Origin of the sequence: Xenorhabdus sp. SGI246 (assembly GCF_040838225.1) — a bacterium.
GTDB lineage: Bacteria > Pseudomonadota > Gammaproteobacteria > Enterobacterales > Enterobacteriaceae > Xenorhabdus > Xenorhabdus indica.
In genome coordinates this window covers 126,184-143,289 of the sequence record NZ_JBFPEZ010000047.1, presented here as the reverse complement: position 1 = coordinate 143,289, position 17,106 = coordinate 126,184, and the positions used below count along the sequence as shown (strand labels likewise).

14 protein-coding genes are annotated in these 17,106 nt (G+C 40.1%); 10 read left to right on the top strand and 4 right to left on the bottom strand.

The features are described 5' to 3' along the window. Nucleotides 1-983 precede the first annotated feature (983 nt). Nucleotides 984-1,301 (top strand): type 1 fimbrial protein, encoded by a 318-nt coding sequence (locus ABLA85_RS11975; protein ID WP_367964390.1) that lies wholly within the window; start codon nucleotides 984-986, stop codon nucleotides 1,299-1,301. A gap of 79 nt (nucleotides 1,302-1,380) precedes the next feature. Here ABLA85_RS11975 and yeiP read toward each other — a convergent pair whose 3' ends face one another. Further along, the gene (gene yeiP, locus ABLA85_RS11970) at nucleotides 1,381-1,953 is read right to left on the bottom strand and encodes an elongation factor P-like protein YeiP (protein WP_367964387.1); all 573 of its coding nucleotides are present in this window, start codon (nucleotides 1,951-1,953) and stop codon (nucleotides 1,381-1,383) included. A gap of 134 nt (nucleotides 1,954-2,087) precedes the next feature. Then, nucleotides 2,088-3,332, bottom strand: coding sequence for a tryptophan permease (gene mtr, locus ABLA85_RS11965; protein WP_367964383.1), 1,245 nt, complete (start codon nucleotides 3,330-3,332; stop codon nucleotides 2,088-2,090). A 529-nt stretch (nucleotides 3,333-3,861) separates the two neighbouring features. Between mtr and fruK the strand changes: the two genes are divergently transcribed. Next, complete coding sequence (gene fruK, locus ABLA85_RS11960; protein ID WP_367964380.1) at nucleotides 3,862-4,815, top strand: 1-phosphofructokinase; 954 nt, start codon at nucleotides 3,862-3,864, stop codon at nucleotides 4,813-4,815. Here the strand turns inward: fruK and nfo are convergent. Beyond that, on the bottom strand, nucleotides 4,801-5,643 hold the full coding sequence (nfo, locus tag ABLA85_RS11955; protein ID WP_367964378.1) for a deoxyribonuclease IV: 843 nt from the start codon (nucleotides 5,641-5,643) through the stop codon (nucleotides 4,801-4,803). The genes fruK and nfo overlap by 15 nt on opposite strands. 140 nt (nucleotides 5,644-5,783) lie before the next feature. Continuing rightward, complete coding sequence (locus tag ABLA85_RS11950) at nucleotides 5,784-6,866, bottom strand: YeiH family protein (protein WP_367964375.1); 1,083 nt, start codon at nucleotides 6,864-6,866, stop codon at nucleotides 5,784-5,786. A 191-nt stretch (nucleotides 6,867-7,057) separates the two neighbouring features. Here ABLA85_RS11950 and yieE point away from each other — a divergent pair, with 191 nt between their 5' ends. The 8 genes from yieE (at nucleotide 7,058) to ABLA85_RS11910 (ending at nucleotide 16,998) form a co-directional block, all read left to right on the top strand. After that, on the top strand, nucleotides 7,058-7,921 hold the full coding sequence (gene yieE, locus ABLA85_RS11945; protein WP_367964373.1) for a DNA-binding transcriptional regulator YeiE: 864 nt from the start codon (nucleotides 7,058-7,060) through the stop codon (nucleotides 7,919-7,921). A gap of 153 nt (nucleotides 7,922-8,074) precedes the next feature. Beyond that, nucleotides 8,075-9,562, top strand: coding sequence for an amino acid permease (locus ABLA85_RS11940; RefSeq protein WP_367964371.1), 1,488 nt, complete (start codon nucleotides 8,075-8,077; stop codon nucleotides 9,560-9,562). A gap of 228 nt (nucleotides 9,563-9,790) precedes the next feature. Beyond that, nucleotides 9,791-10,924, top strand: coding sequence for an ABC transporter substrate-binding protein (locus tag ABLA85_RS11935; RefSeq protein ID WP_367964369.1), 1,134 nt, complete (start codon nucleotides 9,791-9,793; stop codon nucleotides 10,922-10,924). A 19-nt stretch (nucleotides 10,925-10,943) separates the two neighbouring features. Beyond that, nucleotides 10,944-12,026, top strand: coding sequence for a FecCD family ABC transporter permease (locus ABLA85_RS11930; protein WP_367964367.1), 1,083 nt, complete (start codon nucleotides 10,944-10,946; stop codon nucleotides 12,024-12,026). Continuing rightward, nucleotides 12,023-12,811, top strand: a complete 789-nt coding sequence (locus tag ABLA85_RS11925) for an ABC transporter ATP-binding protein (protein ID WP_367964365.1) — start codon at nucleotides 12,023-12,025, stop codon at nucleotides 12,809-12,811. Before ABLA85_RS11930 ends, ABLA85_RS11925 begins: the two co-directional genes overlap by 4 nt. 147 nt (nucleotides 12,812-12,958) lie before the next feature. After that, a complete protein-coding gene (locus ABLA85_RS11920; protein ID WP_367964363.1) occupies nucleotides 12,959-14,953 on the top strand; it encodes a ligand-gated channel protein in 1,995 nt (664 codons plus the stop codon). 460 nt (nucleotides 14,954-15,413) lie between these two features. Next, nucleotides 15,414-15,626: a hypothetical protein gene (locus tag ABLA85_RS11915; protein WP_072021986.1), complete on the top strand. Its 213-nt coding sequence runs from the start codon at nucleotides 15,414-15,416 to the stop codon at nucleotides 15,624-15,626. Beyond that, nucleotides 15,616-16,998, top strand: a complete 1,383-nt coding sequence (locus ABLA85_RS11910; RefSeq protein ID WP_367964362.1) for an APC family permease — start codon at nucleotides 15,616-15,618, stop codon at nucleotides 16,996-16,998. Before ABLA85_RS11915 ends, ABLA85_RS11910 begins: the two co-directional genes overlap by 11 nt. The last annotated feature ends 108 nt before the right edge of the window (nucleotides 16,999-17,106 follow it).

Below are 17,106 nucleotides of genomic sequence, written 5' to 3'. Positions count from 1 at the left end.
ATCTTAACGCGAAAATGGATTTTGGTAGTCAAATTGGTTGATGGTGCACTATAGCAAAATTTACAGAAAAGGGTAATCGCCCAACGGTAGAGTATGTAATCAGTAGAAATATCTATAGCCATCATCCTTCAAGTTGTAATTTTGTTGATCTTTATCGCCATTTTTATGGTTATTCTTTGTCCACATGACTATCTCTGTATATTCGGATTTTGTCAGGTGGTATCTTGAAGTTTATAGATACATTCATATTATTTATTAGTTAGTTATCATTAATGTTATTATCATATGAATAATTATGAGCTATCGAAAAAATAGCTAAATCACTAATACAGTACCGATAATATATATTTGGTGCAATTATTGAGCACTGACTACTATTAAATAACTAAAGATTGATTTTTTCATATCCTAATTTAATAGTATATTATGTCGAATTTTGGTCGTGATAAATAAAACATATAAAGAAATTGTTTCATTTTCCGTTATATCGTTATATAGATATCTGGGCGTTAAACCATTGTCTGGTTTTAAAATTGGCATGGGGTTAAAACCGAAAAAAGGTAATGATACCTGTTGTGGAGGTTAACTGCTTATGTTACGAAATATGATCATTTTCTTGTTTATATTTTTATCTTATCCTGCAATGATCCATTATCCTTCGGATTTTAAATCTGGCATCTTTCAATCTTATGGTGCTATTGCTGCTCCCCTTTGTCAGAGAACATTTTCTTGCATATCTAATTTAAAGACCATAATGATTAATTTTAAACTTTATTTGTGATTTAACTCAAATAATGGTTTTTTATAACAATACATTAAATTAATAAAATTAATATCTATTTTTTGGCTATAAATTCACCTTTGATATAAATCAATAAAAGGTATTAATGTCGTATTATTTTTACATGAAATATTTATTATGGAGATTGAAGGAATAAAAGGTAACTGAGTTTTGTTAATGGAAAAACGAAAGTGAGGTGACCATGCAAAATTATCTTAAACTATTAATTAGCTGTTTGTTGTTTTCATGGATTTCTTATGGATATGCACAACCTATAAGTGGGCAGATACAATTTTCAGGCGCTATTGTTGATCCAGGATGCCAAGTGGTGGTATCAGATACTCAGGCTAATATCTCCTGCTATCGATTAGGAAAAAATATCACTGTAAAGCAAATTGTTTCAATGTACAAAACCAAAAAAACAGGGGATGTCATACTTCCCGGAAATATAGGTGTTTCCAGAGTGAAGTGGACTGATAATAAAAAAAGTTTGGCGATCATTCATGTTGATTATTTTTAATTTAAATTGGTAATAAGTTGCTCTTTTATCGAATAATAAAAGAGCAACTTATCTATACGAGAATATAGAAACTACAGAATTAATCGCAACGTCCCATATAACGGCGTTCTGTAATATGAATACGGATTTTTTCTCCTGAACTGAGATATTCAGGAACTTGGATAGTCAGCCCTGTACTCATTTTGGCTGGTTTTGTGCGGGCACTTGCTGATGCGCCTTTAATTCCCGGTGCGGTTTCTTCAATAATCATATCGACAGTTTGTGGTAATTCCAGAGCGAGTAGCTGTCCATCCATTGTCATAACTTGCATTCCTGGCAGACCTTCATCTGGAATGAACAAAAGTTCTTCTTCAATTTGCTCTTTTTTAAAGTGATAAGGGGTGAAGTCCTCATCATCCATGAAGATATATTCGTCACCATCAATATATGAGAAACTGACACTGCGGCGGGTTAATGTAATTGTTTCGAGGATATCATCACCTTTGAAACGTTCTTCCACTTTCTGACCAGTGCGAATATCAGTAAAACGCATCTTATACAGTGTGCTGGCACCACGTGCGCTAGGTGATTGAATATCGATCTCTTTGACTAATAATAACTTTCCGTTGTGGCTGATTGCGGTTCCGCGTTTAATTTCATTGGCTTTAGCCATAAATACCTTCCGTAAAAACAGGGTAATAGTGGAATGAATGTTAAGGTGGCGACAAAACTACTCGCAGTCAGTGAATTAGGCAAGAGGTGAATGAAAGCCCCGGTTAAAATACCAGGGCAGAGGGAAACTAAAAGTCAGTGGTAGGCAGGTAACAGATCAAATAAAGAGAAGATATGAACTACTGCATTGATTAAACCAAACAGGATAATAAATGTTATCAGGAAGTTACCACCGGGGGTACGATAGGTGGCTTGTGGATAACGCTGACGGCTGGTCCGGGCCATAAGTGCTGGTACGATAACAGCCCAAATAGTTGCTGCCAATCCTGCAAAACCAATCGCATACAGGAAACCATTTGGAAAGAATAATGCCAGTACAGTAGGCGGAGTAAATGTTACTAAAGCCGTTTTTAAACGCCCTGTTTTGCTGTCATCGAATCCGAAAAAGTCAGCCAGATAATCAAATAAACCGAGAGATACACCTAAAAATGAGCTGGATAATGCCATATATGAAAAGGCATTCAATAGCTGGTTTATTGTTGCATTGTCGGATGTACTATCCATTTGGTTCAGTAAGTCACTAACGTTACCGCCATCAGCAATAATCTGTTTGAATGCTTCACGGGGAATATTTCCCTGAATGGCATACTGCCACAAAATGTAGATAGTCAGTGCAATCAAAGAGCCATAGAGCAAACTGCGTGTAACGGCTTTGACATCTTTATTATAGTATTTCACTAACCCCGGAACGTTGCCATGATAACCAAATGACGTCAGTAAATATGGCAGGGCCATGAAAGCATAAGGTAAGTAACTGGTTTCAGCATTTGCATGATCAAACAAAATAGCAGATTTAACTTCCGTAAACATACCTCCCACTGACATGATAAATGTGATTGTCATACCACCGATTAAAATAGTGCTTAAGCGATCGACTGCTTTGGTTGATAACCAAACAATAAAGGCAACAATAAATGAGAAAATAAGACCTGTCCCAGTTTGTGACAAGGGAATAATATCTCTTAAATTACGCAGAATAATTGAGCCACCGGCTGAAATATAGGCGTAAGTCAGAATATATAAAACAAAAGTAATAGATAACCCAGTCAGTGTATTCCAACCTTTCCCCAGTAAATCTTTTGTAATGGTGTGGAAACTGGCTCCACTGGGGTAATTCATATTGGCTTCCAAAATCATCAGACTGGAGAAGTAGATACAAACCCAGGTGTATACCAGCAAAATTATCGATCCTGTAAACCATACCCCAGAGGTGACAATGGGAATGGAGAACATACCAGCACCGACGGCAGTACCGGCAATGATCATGGCTCCGCCTAATATGGAAGGGCGTTTCAAATTTTGCGTTACCTCAATGGTCATATAGACTCCTGATGAATCAGTGTTACTTTTGTACTAGCGCGACGATACATCAATAAATGACATGCGTAAACAGTTATTTATGGGAATGTGCAAATAGCTGTTGTCTTATTCTGCATACATTGATAGAGAATCAATTTATCAAACAGATAAATAGAATTTTTTCTCTTGTCACAATTTAATGGCAGTACGACTGGTTTGGAAATGGGATTCAGGAAGATTATTGGGAGTTACAGCAAATTAATTGGTCACACTAATGTGATAATACCCACTCCTGCAACAACTGACATGCGTTATTCCTTTGTTTGTGAATTATCCACGTTGTGGAAGAGAAATTTCAAATTAGATGTGGTGGTTTTTTCGTCATTTGCCAAAAAATTTTCTGTCGGGCGTATTTTTACTCTTGGGATTGAGGTAATACAATGATCGAGCTAATAGTAATTTAGACTGAAACGATTCAATTTTGATGTTATAAATAGTAGAAGAATTTTAATATGATTTATGATTATTTATTCAGGAGAAATTGGGCAAAATGAGCCGTCGAGTTGCCGCAATAACTTTAAATCCAGCTTATGATTTAGTTGGCCTGTGTCCAGATATTGTTAAGGGAACCGTTAATCGCGTAAAGACAGCAGGGCTACATGCTGCGGGTAAAGGGAATAACGTTGCTAAGGTACTACGCGATTTAGGTATTGATGTCACAGTCAGTGGTTTTCTGGGAAAGGAAAATCAGGAAGGTTTTCAACATTTTTTCACCGAGAACCAAATGAACAACCGCTTCCACTTAGTTTCTGGCAGAACACGTATCAATGTGAAACTGACAGAAAAATATGGTGATGTAACGGATTTTAATTTTTCTGGTTTCCATGTAACAAAAGAGGAGTGGAATCAATTCATTGATGATTCTCTTTCATGGCTAGGGCAGTTTGATATGGTCGTGGTTAGTGGCAGCTTGCCGGAAGGTGTTTCTCCAGAGTCTTTTACGGACTGGATGAAACGATTACAGCAATGTTGCCCTTGTATTATCTTTGATAGCAGCCGGGAAGCATTTGTGGCTGGGCTTAAGGCAACTCCCTGGTTGGTAAAGCCCAATCGTTATGAATTAGAAACCTGGGCGGGTAAACCTCTGCCTGATTTAGATAGCATAATTGATGCGGCTCATGCATTGCGTCATAAAGGGATTGCACATGTTGTTATTTCATTAGGAGAGCAGGGAGCATTGTGGGTTAATGCTTCTGGTGCATGGCTGGCAAAACCACCCTATTGTGAAGTGATCAGTACAGTTGGTGCGGGAGATTCAATGGTTGGTGGGCTGGTTTATGGCTTATTGATGCGTGAATCCAGTGAACATACATTGCGTCTGGCAACCGCCGTCTCTGCATTGACGGTTAGCCAGCCGAATGTAGGGATCAGAAGCCGAACTGAATTGGCATCAATGATGTCAAGGATCCAGTTGACTTCTGTCAGGCAATCAGATTTGCTGTGATTTCAACCAGGCGATTTCTTGATCCCAAATATCTGGATTGATCGTTTCAAGTACCATCGGAATGCCATTGAAACGGTTATCCTTCATAATATAACTGAAAGGTGTTTTACCAATGTTTCCTTCACCAAGGCTGTGATGGCGGTCAACACGGCTGGAGAATTCGCTTTTGGCATCATTAAGGTGCATGGCTCGCAGATATTTGAATCCCACAATTTCATCGAATGCTTTAAATGTGGCATCGCAGTCTTTCTCGGTACGTAAATCATAGCCTGCTGCAAAAGCGTGGCAGGTATCAATGCAAACACCAACCCGGCTTTTATCTTCGATACCCTCAATAATGGCAGCTAACTGTTCGAATTTAAAACCAAGATTGGTTCCTTGCCCGGCAGTATTTTCAATCACAGCCGTTACACCTTGTGTTTTGTCTAACACAATATTGATAGATTCAGCAATGCGCGCAAGGCACTGATCAATATCAATTTTATTAAGATGACTACCGGGATGAAAGTTAAGTAAATCAATACCTAACAGTTCACAACGCTGCATTTCATCAAGAAATGCAGATCGGGATTTTTCCAGCCCTTCTGTTTCAGGGTGTCCCAGATTAATCAAATAACTATCATGAGGAAGAATTTGTCGGCTGCCGTAGCCGTAGTGCTCACAATTAGCTTTAAATTTATCAATCACTTCTGTTGATAAAGGGGGGGCATTCCATTGGCGTTGATTTTTCGTGAACAGTGCAAAAGCGGTTGCGTTTAATTCATGAGCTCGAATTACAGCTTGATCAACACCACCAGCAGCACTCACATGGGCTCCAACAAATTTCATATCTTTCTCCTGTTTTGTTTCATTAATTATGCATTGTTCTTGTTGTTAATGAAATTCTGTAAGGCATGAGCCCAACATGAGCCCAAAAAAATAGTAGAGCAGTACCTGAAATATAAAGCCGAACTTTTGGGCAAATAATGTTAGCCAAATAAATGGTGAATGCTTTTATTGATGATTAGTCCTCCAACCATCAACCAGATAAACAAAAGAGAGGCTAACAAAATAGGTTTGGTGCCAGCCTGACGAATTGCGCTGGTATGGGTTGTTAATCCTAAAGCAATCATAGCCATCGTTAGCATGATAGTATCAACCATAATAATATGACTGACAATGAATGCAGGTAATAACTGGAGAGAATTGAAACCTGCTGTAACAATAAAAAATACCGCAAACCATGGAATGGTAATTGACGCTTTTCCATGATCGTTGGCACAGTTTTTAGCTTTTGTACGACTAATATAACCAGAAAGCAGTAACAAAAAGGGGGCCAGCATCATGACGCGGATCATTTTGCTGATAACGGCCGTGTTTTCAGCATCATTTCCTTGTGTATGATCAACAGCAACGACTTGGGCAACTTCATGAATGGTAGAGCCGGAAAACATGCCAAATTCTGTTTGAGAAAAAGAGAACCACTGATGTTGGATATTAAGTTGATAAAACCAAGGATAAATAAAGATGGCAAGTGTGCCGAATATCACAACTGTAGAAATGGCAACGGTGACTTTGTCAGAAGAGGCTTTCACGACAGGTTCAGTAGCCATAACCGCAGCGGCACCACAAATACTGCTTCCTGCGCCAATCAGTATGACTGTCTGGTTATCCATTCTGAAAAAAACGTGCCCAAGCCATAACGCAATAAAAAAAGTGGAGGATAGCATAATGACATCGATCAAGATGCCTGTTACTCCAACATCGGTGATTTGCTGGAATGTCAATCGAAAGCCATAAAGAATAATACCTGCTCTCAACAGATAGTGTTTGGCGAAATGAACCCCTTCGCCACAAGTTGATTTTAATAAAGGAGATAGCGTATTTCCAACAATAATCCCTAGCAGAATTGCGATGGTCAAAATACTGAGTCCCAGATGGGTAAACCATGGGATATGACTCAGATAATTGGCAATTATTGTCAGTATTATTGTTAATACAAATCCGGGAATGAAATATAGTGCAGAGTAGCGGGTAGCTGTGCCAGTTGTATCAATTTTACTTTCAGACATTATTGCGACTCGTATTACTTATGTATTTTAGGAATAAGCATATGGCAAATAGTTTAATTATTAAAATTGATTATTTTTATATGTTTAACCAGTAAATTAAATTAATTGAAGGTGACTTTTGTTAAGTTGCGTAATAGTGTCTAAAATCAAGATTATCTTATCATTTTATTTTTTGCTTCCCGCGAGGCCATATGCGTATCACTCTGAGACAGCTGGAGATTTTTGCAGAAGTTCTGAAAAGTGGTTCAACGACACAGGCTTCTCAACAATTAGCGTTATCACAATCTGCGGTAAGTGCTTCATTAACAGATCTTGAAGGGCAGTTGGGTGTACAGCTTTTTGACAGAGTAGGAAAACGACTGGTGACTAATGAACATGGTCGTTTGCTCTACCCTAAGGCATTGGCACTGCTTGAACAGGCTGGTGAGGTGGAACAGCTTTTCAAATTGGACTTGGGAGCACTGCGACTGGCAGCCAGTAGTACTATCGGTAACTATATGTTGCCTGAAATGCTGGCGAAATACCGTCAGGATTATCCTGATACACCATTGGAACTGAATATCAGCAACACTGAAGAGGTTATAAAGTCGGTTGTGGAATTCCGGGTCGATTTGGGCTTGATTGAAGGATTGTGTCACAACCCTGAATTAATTAGTCAACCGTGGATGAAAGATGAGCTGATTATTTTTTCTTCACCAGGAAGCCCGCTGGCGAACGCTAATTTGACGGTGGAAGATCTGATTAAGGCCCCCTGGATATTAAGAGAGAAAGGCTCAGGAACAAGAGAAGTTCTCGACCATCTTTTGTTTTCGCAGATGCCACGCTTCAATATTGCAATGGAATTAGGCAATTCGGAAGCGATTAAACATGCCGTTCAGTATGGAATGGGAATTAGTTGTTTGTCGCGTCGGGTTATTCGGGAACAATTACAGAATGGCACATTGATTGAATTAATCATACCGGGGCTACAACTTTATCGTACGCTTTATCTGATTTATCACCGACAGAAACACATGTCTAACGCGTTACAAAAATTATTGAGCTACTGTCATTAGCATCAATTTAATGCCATATGGCATATAATCGTGTAGCTTATAATAGGCGGCTGATCATGAAGGTATCTTATAACCTTCAATCGCCGCTATTCTGGAGACAAAGATTTGTTACAATCCGGCACTAAAAATTATTCTCGATGATATAGGAATAGAATGTCTCAAGAACAAAGCATGCCACGGGATCAGGCTCCAAAAATCCTGCGCCGTGAATTAAAAGCACGACATATGGCGATGATTGCCATTGGTGGATCAATTGGCACAGGATTGTTTGTTGCTTCTGGAGCGACCATTTCGAAAGCTGGCCCAGGTGGGGCTCTGCTTTCATATGCACTGATCGGCTTGATGGTCTATTTTCTGATGACCAGCTTGGGTGAGTTGGCTGCTTACATGCCTGTATCAGGGTCGTTTTCCACCTATGGTTCTAAGTATGTTGATGAAGGCTTTGGGTTCGCATTAGGGTGGAACTATTGGTACAACTGGGCTGTTACGATAGCAGTTGACCTTGTTGCCGCTCAATTAGTGATGGGATATTGGTTTCCGGATGTGCCGGGCTGGATATGGAGTGCTTTATTCCTTAGCTTGATTTTCCTGTTGAACTTTATTTCAGTTAAAGGATTCGGGGAGGCGGAATATTGGTTCTCTCTAATCAAAGTCTCTACAGTTATTGTTTTCATTGCTGTCGGCATTCTGATGATTGTCGGTATCATGAAAGGTGCTGAGGGCGCTGGCTGGCATAACTGGACTATTGGTGATGCACCATTTGCTGGTGGGTTTGCGGCCATGATTGGGGTGGCAATGATTGTTGGTTTTTCATTCCAGGGGACTGAACTTATTGGTATCACAGCAGGGGAATCAAAAGATCCCGCGAAAAATATTCCCCGTGCTGTACGTAAGGTTTTCTGGCGTATCTTATTATTCTATGTGTTTGCCATTTTAATTATCAGCTTAATTATTCCTTATACAGATCCGAGTTTGTTACGTAATGGTGTGAAGGATATTAGTGTCAGCCCATTCACACTGGTATTTGAAAATGCGGGGCTGTTATCAGCAGCAGCCGTGATGAACGCAGTAATCTTAACCGCTGTATTATCTGCGGGGAACTCAGGAATGTATGCTTCAACCCGCATGTTGTTCACATTGGCACGAGAAGGTAAGGCGCCTAAGATTTTTGGTTATCTGTCGAAAGGTGGTGTTCCACGTAATGCGCTTTATGTTACAACCGTGGTAGCGGGATTATGTTTTCTCAGCTCAATGTTTGGCAACCAGACGGTATATTTGTGGTTGTTGAATACCTCAGGTATGACGGGTTTTATTGCATGGCTTGGTATTGCGATTAGTCACTATCGTTTCCGTAAGGGTTATATTGCTCAAGGGCGAGATCTCAATGAACTGCCATATCGCTCCGGTTTCTTCCCTATCGGGCCGATTTTTGCGTTTATCCTGTGTTTGTTGATCACATTGGGCCAGAACTATCAGGCATTCCTGCAAGATACTATAGACTGGTATGGTGTTACGGCAACTTATATCGGCATTCCATTATTTTTAATTATTTGGTTTGGTTATAAGCTGAAAAAGAAAACGCGTTTTGTCAAATACAGCGAGATGGAATTTCCATCATTAAAGAATACAAATTATGAATAAATTGTTAATAGAAAACCGATAGAATGAAGCTTTTTTATTAATATATTATTATTTGTATTTTACAAAAACTGCCTGTTCTGTGATGGAATCGGCAGTTTTTATTTTTTATAGAATAAAAGCGAAATTATAACAATTAAATTTCGGATATGTCGAATCAGTCGCATTGATAATTATTCTTATTTGCTTTATTGTTAACAGCAAAATTATTGCATAAAGAGGCTAACTAAAGTGAAGTTTGGATATCAAACAATCGTGAAAGGCGTGAGTATCAGTCTATTGGCAAGCTCTGCGATGATGACAAGTTTTGCATCTTGGGCTGAAACAGTCACGGATGTTGCTGGACGTACTGTAGAAGTGCCTGAAAAAGTCAATCGTATCTTGTTGGGTGAAGGTCGTTTATTCCATGCAATCGCCTTATTAGAAGGAGATAAACCTCTGGCCCGTATCGCGGGTTGGCAGGGGGATTTTCGTAAACTTGACCCACAAACTTACTCTATTTATAAAGCTAAATTCCCTGAAATTGACAATATTCCGCTGATAGGTAACACCAGTGCTGATAGTGTCAGTTCTGAAAAAGTGCTGACATTGAATCCTGATGTGGCTATCTTCGGCTTATCTGGTCATGGTCCAGGCAAAAACAGTGAATTGGTTAAACAATTAGAAAAAGCAGGTGTTCCTGTTGTTTTTGTCGATTTCCGCAACGACCCATTGAAAAATACGCTGCCAAGCATTCGTATGTTAGGCAAAATGCTGCACCGTGAAAAACAAGCGAGTGCTTACGCTGATTTTTATGAAAAGAATCAGAAACTGGTAACTGATATTACTGACCGTATACCTGCGGAGAAAAAACCTTCTGTATTTATTGAGCTGAGAGCAGGCTCTATCGAAGATTGCTGTGGTACGGCAGGCAATGGCAACATGGGGAATTTCATTGATCTGGCTGGTGGTAAAAATATTGCTAAAGAGGTTCTGCCAACGCCACTGGGTACAATGAACCTGGAAAAAGTGATTACTGTTGATCCTTATATTTACATCGCCAGTGGTGCGCAAGATCCAGGTGAGAAAAGCGAAGGTATCCAGATGGGTGCACAGACTTCAGCAGATATTGCCCGCGCAGGTTTGAAATCTATCACTGAACGCAGAGGTATCAATACCCTGACCGCAGTGAAAGAAGGTCGTACCCATGCTATCTGGCATCATTATTATAATTCGCCTTATAACGTTGTCGTTACCCAAGTTTTTGCTAAGTGGTTCTATCCTGAAAAGTTCGCTGATTTAGATCCACAGCAAACATTGAAAGAACTTCATTCTAAATTCTTAGCTATTGAGCCAGCAGGCACATATTGGGTCAGTGAAAAATAAGCAGTAACAGGTAATAAAAATGAGCGTCACTACCGAGCCTATGCCAATGGTGAAACAACAAGGTGAGTGTGATATCAAAGCACACTATCGTCATATTCTGCATCGACGTATTGCATGGATGTTGTTGATAGTTGTGATTATCGGCATCTCTTTAGTATTAGATTTGACAATGGGGCCGTCAGGGCTATCTTTGCCTGCTCTCTGGCAGACACTGATTTCGCCGGAGAGTATGGATGCAGGAACCCGGGTAATTGTCTGGGATATTCGATTACCTTATGCCTTAATGGCGGTAGTGGTTGGCTTGTCTCTGGGGCTGGCGGGCGCTGAAATGCAGACCGTTCTGAATAACCCGCTGGCCAGTCCATCTACATTGGGCGTTACCAATGCCGCTTCTTTTGGCGCGGCATTGGCAATCATATCGGGTATTGGTATTCCCGGTATACCTGATCAGTGGCTTATCTCTGTAAATGCTTTTATTTTTGCTCTGTTGGCTGCTTTGATGCTTGATGGAATTACACGTTGGACAAAAGTTGCCACTTCTGGTGTGGTGCTATTTGGTATTGCAATGGTATTTACCTTCGAGGCGCTGGTTGCCATGATGCAGTTTATTGCGACGGAAGATACCTTGCAGGGGCTGGTTTTCTGGACAATGGGCAGTCTTTCAAAGGCAACATGGGTCAAACTGGGTACTTTGCTGCTGGTATTCCTGATGCTTATGCCTGTTTCTATGATGAATACCTGGAAACTGACCGCTTTGCGTCTAGGGGAAGATCGGGCAATTAGTTTTGGTATTAATATCCGCCGTCTCCGTTTGGGCACTTTGTTACGTATTAGTATTCTGACTGCACTGGCAGTGGCGTTTGTTGGGCCGATTGCGTTTATCGGTCTGATTGCTCCCCATATTGCCAGACTGATGTTTGGTGAAGATCACCGCTTCTATTTGCCAGCGAGTGCCCTGATAGGTGCACTGGTACTGTCAATGGCGTCTATCGCGTCCAAGAATTTGATCCCAGGTGTCATCATACCCGTGGGAGTTGTGACATCTTTGGTTGGTGTTCCTTTCTTCTTGAGCATCGTGTTACGCCATAGGGGGAGTGTATGAATAAGGGATTGAAAATCAGTCGATTCACGGCGGGTTACCCAAAGCACCCTGTTATTGAAAATTTGGATGTAAGTCCACTACCACGTGGGAAAATTACGGTATTGCTCGGGCCTAATGGTAGCGGAAAATCAACGTTATTGCGCTCACTGGCGGGTTTAAATAAAGCCAATGGTGCTCTGCTGCTGGATGGGCAGGATTTAATGCAGATGAATTTTGCCCAACGTGCCCAGAACGTAGTTTATTTACCTCAATCATTGCCTGCGGGAGTTCATTTGCACGTGCTGGAATCTGTGATTGTTGCTCAGCGGGCATCAGGTAGTGTGAGCAGTGACCAGTGTGAGCAAGAAGTCATGGAATTGCTGTGTCAGCTTGGAATTGAGCATTTGGCTTTAAGTTATTTGGATCAATTATCCGGTGGACAAAAACAATTGGTTGGTTTGGCTCAATCCTTGATAAGAAAACCGACATTATTATTATTAGATGAACCATTAAGTGCACTGGATTTAAATTACCAGTATCACGTTATGGATTTAGTCGCACGTGAAACACGTCGGCGTAATATTATTACCGTTATTGTTGTGCATGATATTAATATTGCACTGCGTCATGGTGACCATATATTAATGTTGAAAAAAGGTGAATTAATTTCTGAAGGCTTACCTGAACAGGTAATAACACCGGACAGTCTGGCTCAAGTATATGGTATTAAGGGCAGGATAGAACATTGTTCTCAGGGAATACCTCAAGTATTAATTGATGGCCTCGTAATGGATTTGGCGGGTTAAAATAATAAAAATCATAAGTTGTTTTATTTAAATTGAAGAGTAAATAAAAAGATAACACTGGTAGGGATAAATTCTTATCCCTGCATATTGAGTTTATGTCGATTATCCAAATTAAATAGTTTTATTTTACAACTTGGAGAATCGGGAATGGTCGTTTTTGCAAAGAAGAAAATCGTCTTAGGCGTTATTGCTACTGTTTCATCCAGCATTGTTTTGGCTGCTAATGCAGCTAATAATGGCGAAGATAAAATTATTGTTACCACTGCTGCGGGTTTCCAGCAAAAAATTGAAGATGCACCAGCCTCCATTTCGGTGGTTAGTCGTAAGCAGTTGGAAACTAAAGCTTACCGTGACGTGACGGATGCATTGAAAGATGTTCCGGGAGTAGTCATTACGGGGGGCGGTAGTAGTAGTGATATTAGTATTCGTGGTATGTCATCACAATACACAATGATACTGATTGATGGCAAGCGTGTTGACACTCGCAGCACTCGTCCAAACAGTGATGGTTCAGGTATTGAGCAGGGATGGCTGCCCCCGTTGGCATCAATTGAACGTGTTGAAGTTGTACGTGGCCCAATGTCTTCCCTTTATGGCTCTGATGCAATGGGCGGTGTTATCAATATTATTACTCGTAAGGTTCATAAAGAGTGGAATGGCAGTCTACGTGCAGATACTACCCTGACTGAACGTACAAAATCAGGTAATAGTTACCAAACCAGCGCTTATGTTGCAGGACCGTTAATTGATGGTTTATTGGGATTAAAAGTGACTGGCCTGTTTTCTCACCGTAATGAAGACAAATTTATTGATGGTTATAGAAAACAAGAAATGCGTAATGGTGCGGCGACTTTTTCTTTGACACCAGATGAGCAAAATAGCTTTGATTTTGAAGTCGGGCGTTATGAGCAAGATCGTGATTCAACAATTGGTAAAACTCGTCCATGTACGAAAAGATCTTGTGAAGATAGCACCAGCCGTTATGCGCGCAATAATTACTCGATAACACATAATGGTGTTTATGACTTTGGCACAATGACATCTTATATTCAGCGGGATGAATCGAAGAACCCTGAACGTGAGATGAAATTCGCAGATACTATTTTTAATAATCAAACCACATTTACCTTAGATGATCATACAGTAAGCGTAGGAGGGCAATATCGTTATGAAGACCTGCGCGATAATGGCAATAAATCGGCGTCTAAAAACGGTACAAATATAAATAAGCTTACTCGCTGGAGTTGGGCGTTGTTTGCTGAAGATGAATGGCAAATCATCAATGACTTCGCTCTGACGGGAGGTATTCGTCTAGATAAAGATCAACTTTTTGGTGCCCATGTAACCCCTCGCTTATATGGCGTCTGGCGTGCTGATGAGCAATGGACAATTAAAGGTGGTATCACTACAGGATATCGCTCACCTAACTTGCGACATGTTGCACCTAATTGGTTGCAAGTGACGGGAGGAGGACGTAGCAATGGTGTGATCGAGAGTGATCCAAAACTGAAACCAGAAAAAAGCGTCAATGAAGAAATTAGCGTGATCTGGAACAACCAAGAAAACTTTAATGTAGGTGTCACAATCTTTAATACCAACTTTAAAGATAAAATCACTGAATTTAATATTTGTAGTAAAGAAAACAAATCACTTGTATCTTGTGAATCAATTGGCAAGGGTGATTATGATTTTGTTAATGGAAGAATGAACGTTGGCAAAGCGAACATTCGTGGTATAGAGACGACCATAAATTGGGATATCAGAGAAAATCTATCATTGGCAGCAAACTATACTTATTCCTATTCTAAGCAGAAAACGGGCAAGTTTAAGGGCCAACCATTGAATAAGATGCCAACACACATGGCTAATGCAACCTTAAACTGGCAGGCGTTGCCAGAAATGGAAACATGGGCTCGTATTAATTTCCGTGGAAAAACAAAGAACTTCCAGTACCGTTCATCAATGAGAAGTGGCACGCCTTCTTATTCTTTTGTTGATCTGGGTATGACTTATAGTCTAACGAAAAATTTGAGAGTACTAGGCGGTGTCTATAACGTTTTTGATAAACGTGTGACGGATGAAATTCACGATGCTACTCTTGACGGCCGCCGTTACAATATCGGTATTAATTATGACTTTTAATTAACATTTGGTTTTTAATTAATTTAAGTTATTATAATTAACGATTAAATGTAATATTAAATCTGCTCTTTATCGTCATTATGACTAAGAGCAGATTTTTTTGATGTTATGTTTGTCATAATTAAATAGCAAATAATTTACTTCTGTGCTAAAAGATTATTAATTGCCAATCAAAGGATATGATAGCATCACGTTTCTGAACTCCTTCAGTGAGAAGAGATTCCTGTGTACTCTTTTGTATTGTAAAAAATAATGAATTTTTAGTGTGATAGCCCTTGCTATTTCTGGACTTGAAGTGCAAAATGCGTCCACTAAAAATAACTGGTGCGTAATTATGCATCAGTTATTTTTTTTGCATTGAGTTATTTTTTACAACACCAAGAGACCGGACATTCCCCGGATCGATACTGACCATAAGCAGCTACTAATGAAAAGAGCTGCTGTATTGAGGAACGCAAATATGGAGCAATTATTCGCTTTTGCACTTGTGCCAATTGGCGCTCGTTGCTGCAATGACGATTATGGGGCACGGCCCTCTGTCAGTTCGCTATCTTCCAACTCTTCTTTCTTTTCTGTTTATAGACAGATGCGAAGTCTACCCAGTAACTATCGATTAAGTAGTTGTAGTAATACCCAGATCGAAGTTATGGGAGGTTTCGCTCATGTCGCATAATACTACAGCCACTCTCGGTACTGTTCAGGCAAGTGCCAGCAATCGTGTTCAACTGAAAAGAACACTGACTTTATTTCAAGTGGTCATGATGGGGCTTGCCTATATACAGCCAATGACTATCTTTGATACCTTTGGTATCGTTTCCAAATTGACGGATGGGCATGTTGCGACATCTTATGCTATCGCGCTGGTTGCAATTTTATTTACAGCTTTGAGTTACGGGAAATTGGTAAAAAGATTCCCGTCAGCAGGTTCTGCCTACACTTACGTACAAAAATCAATGAATCCCCATCTTGGGTTTATGGTAGGTTGGTCATCTTTGCTGGATTATCTGCTGATGCCGATGATCAATATCTTGCTGGCAAAAATTTATCTTCAGGCCATTTTCCCTGGTATTGATCCGTGGGTTTTCGTGGTTGGTCTGGCGGTGTTAATGACCGTTTTCAACCTGAGTGGTATTAATGTTGTTGCTAATCTCAACGGCCTGATTGTCGTTGTTCAGGTTGCCGTTATAGTTGCGTTTGTCGGTTTATTAATACACGGCATACATAGCGGTGAAGGTGCAGGAACACTATTTAGTGCCCGGCCATTTACATCAGAAGAAGCGAAATTAATTCCAATGATCACCGGGGCAACGATACTTTGTTTCTCATTTCTTGGTTTTGATGGCATCACTTCTCTGTCTGAAGAAACACCCAATGCAGGTAAAGTGATCCCGAAAGCGATCTTCCTCACTGCATTGATCGGTGGTGTTATCTTTATTGCTGTCTCTTATTTCTTACAGCTCTATTTCCCAGATGTTTCTCGGTTTAAAAACCCGAATGAATCTCAGCCAGAAATTATGCTGTATGTTGCTGGTGCACTGTTCCAGGCCATTATCTTGGTGTTTTCTTGTGTCACTGTAATGGCTTCTGGTATGGCGGCACATGCGGGTGTGGCTCGTTTGCTTTATGTTATGGGGCGCGATGGTGTATTGCCAGAGAAAATATTTGCCTATATTCATCCGAAATGGCGCACGCCTTCAATCAACGTTATCTTGGTTGGGATAGTTGCCTTATCAAGTGGATTTTTAAATCTGGTGACGGCGACGGCATTGATCAACTTCGGGGCATTGGTTGCGTTTACGTTCGTAAACTTAGCAGTAATTTCGCAATATTACGTTCGTGAACGTCGTAATAATACTCTGAAAGACACTATCAATTTCCTTTTGTTGCCATTATTTGGTGCATCAACAGTAGGGGTATTGTGGACAAATCTGGAAGCAAGCTCTATGGAGTTGGGTCTGATTTGGGCAGGTATCGGTCTGCTTTATATGTTCTTTCTGACTCGCAGCTTCCGGCAGCCCATGCCACAATTCAGTGAATCTGTATAAAATTCATTGCCATATTGTTTTTAAGAAACAGCACCTTTGAGTGCTGTTTTTTTTGTCAATAACAAATTAATTTTAATTAAAAAATAACCAATATACGTCATATAATAT

What these genes read in the sequence shown, in the direction of transcription:
- ABLA85_RS11975 (WP_367964390.1), top strand. Translation starts at nt 984, where the DNA reads ATGCAAAATTATCTTAAACTATTAATTAGCTGTTTGTTGTTTTCATGG.
- yeiP (WP_367964387.1), bottom strand. Translation starts at nt 1,953, where the DNA reads ATGGCTAAAGCCAATGAAATTAAACGCGGAACCGCAATCAGCCACAAC.
- mtr (WP_367964383.1), bottom strand. Translation starts at nt 3,332, where the DNA reads ATGACCATTGAGGTAACGCAAAATTTGAAACGCCCTTCCATATTAGGC.
- fruK (WP_367964380.1), top strand. Translation starts at nt 3,862, where the DNA reads ATGAGCCGTCGAGTTGCCGCAATAACTTTAAATCCAGCTTATGATTTA.
- nfo (WP_367964378.1), bottom strand. Translation starts at nt 5,643, where the DNA reads ATGAAATTTGTTGGAGCCCATGTGAGTGCTGCTGGTGGTGTTGATCAA.
- ABLA85_RS11950 (WP_367964375.1), bottom strand. Translation starts at nt 6,866, where the DNA reads ATGTCTGAAAGTAAAATTGATACAACTGGCACAGCTACCCGCTACTCT.
- yieE (WP_367964373.1), top strand. Translation starts at nt 7,058, where the DNA reads ATGCGTATCACTCTGAGACAGCTGGAGATTTTTGCAGAAGTTCTGAAA.
- ABLA85_RS11940 (WP_367964371.1), top strand. Translation starts at nt 8,075, where the DNA reads ATGTCTCAAGAACAAAGCATGCCACGGGATCAGGCTCCAAAAATCCTG.
- ABLA85_RS11930 (WP_367964367.1), top strand. Translation starts at nt 10,944, where the DNA reads ATGAGCGTCACTACCGAGCCTATGCCAATGGTGAAACAACAAGGTGAG.
- ABLA85_RS11925 (WP_367964365.1), top strand. Translation starts at nt 12,023, where the DNA reads ATGAATAAGGGATTGAAAATCAGTCGATTCACGGCGGGTTACCCAAAG.
- ABLA85_RS11920 (WP_367964363.1), top strand. Translation starts at nt 12,959, where the DNA reads ATGGTCGTTTTTGCAAAGAAGAAAATCGTCTTAGGCGTTATTGCTACT.
- ABLA85_RS11915 (WP_072021986.1), top strand. Translation starts at nt 15,414, where the DNA reads ATGGAGCAATTATTCGCTTTTGCACTTGTGCCAATTGGCGCTCGTTGC.
- ABLA85_RS11910 (WP_367964362.1), top strand. Translation starts at nt 15,616, where the DNA reads ATGTCGCATAATACTACAGCCACTCTCGGTACTGTTCAGGCAAGTGCC.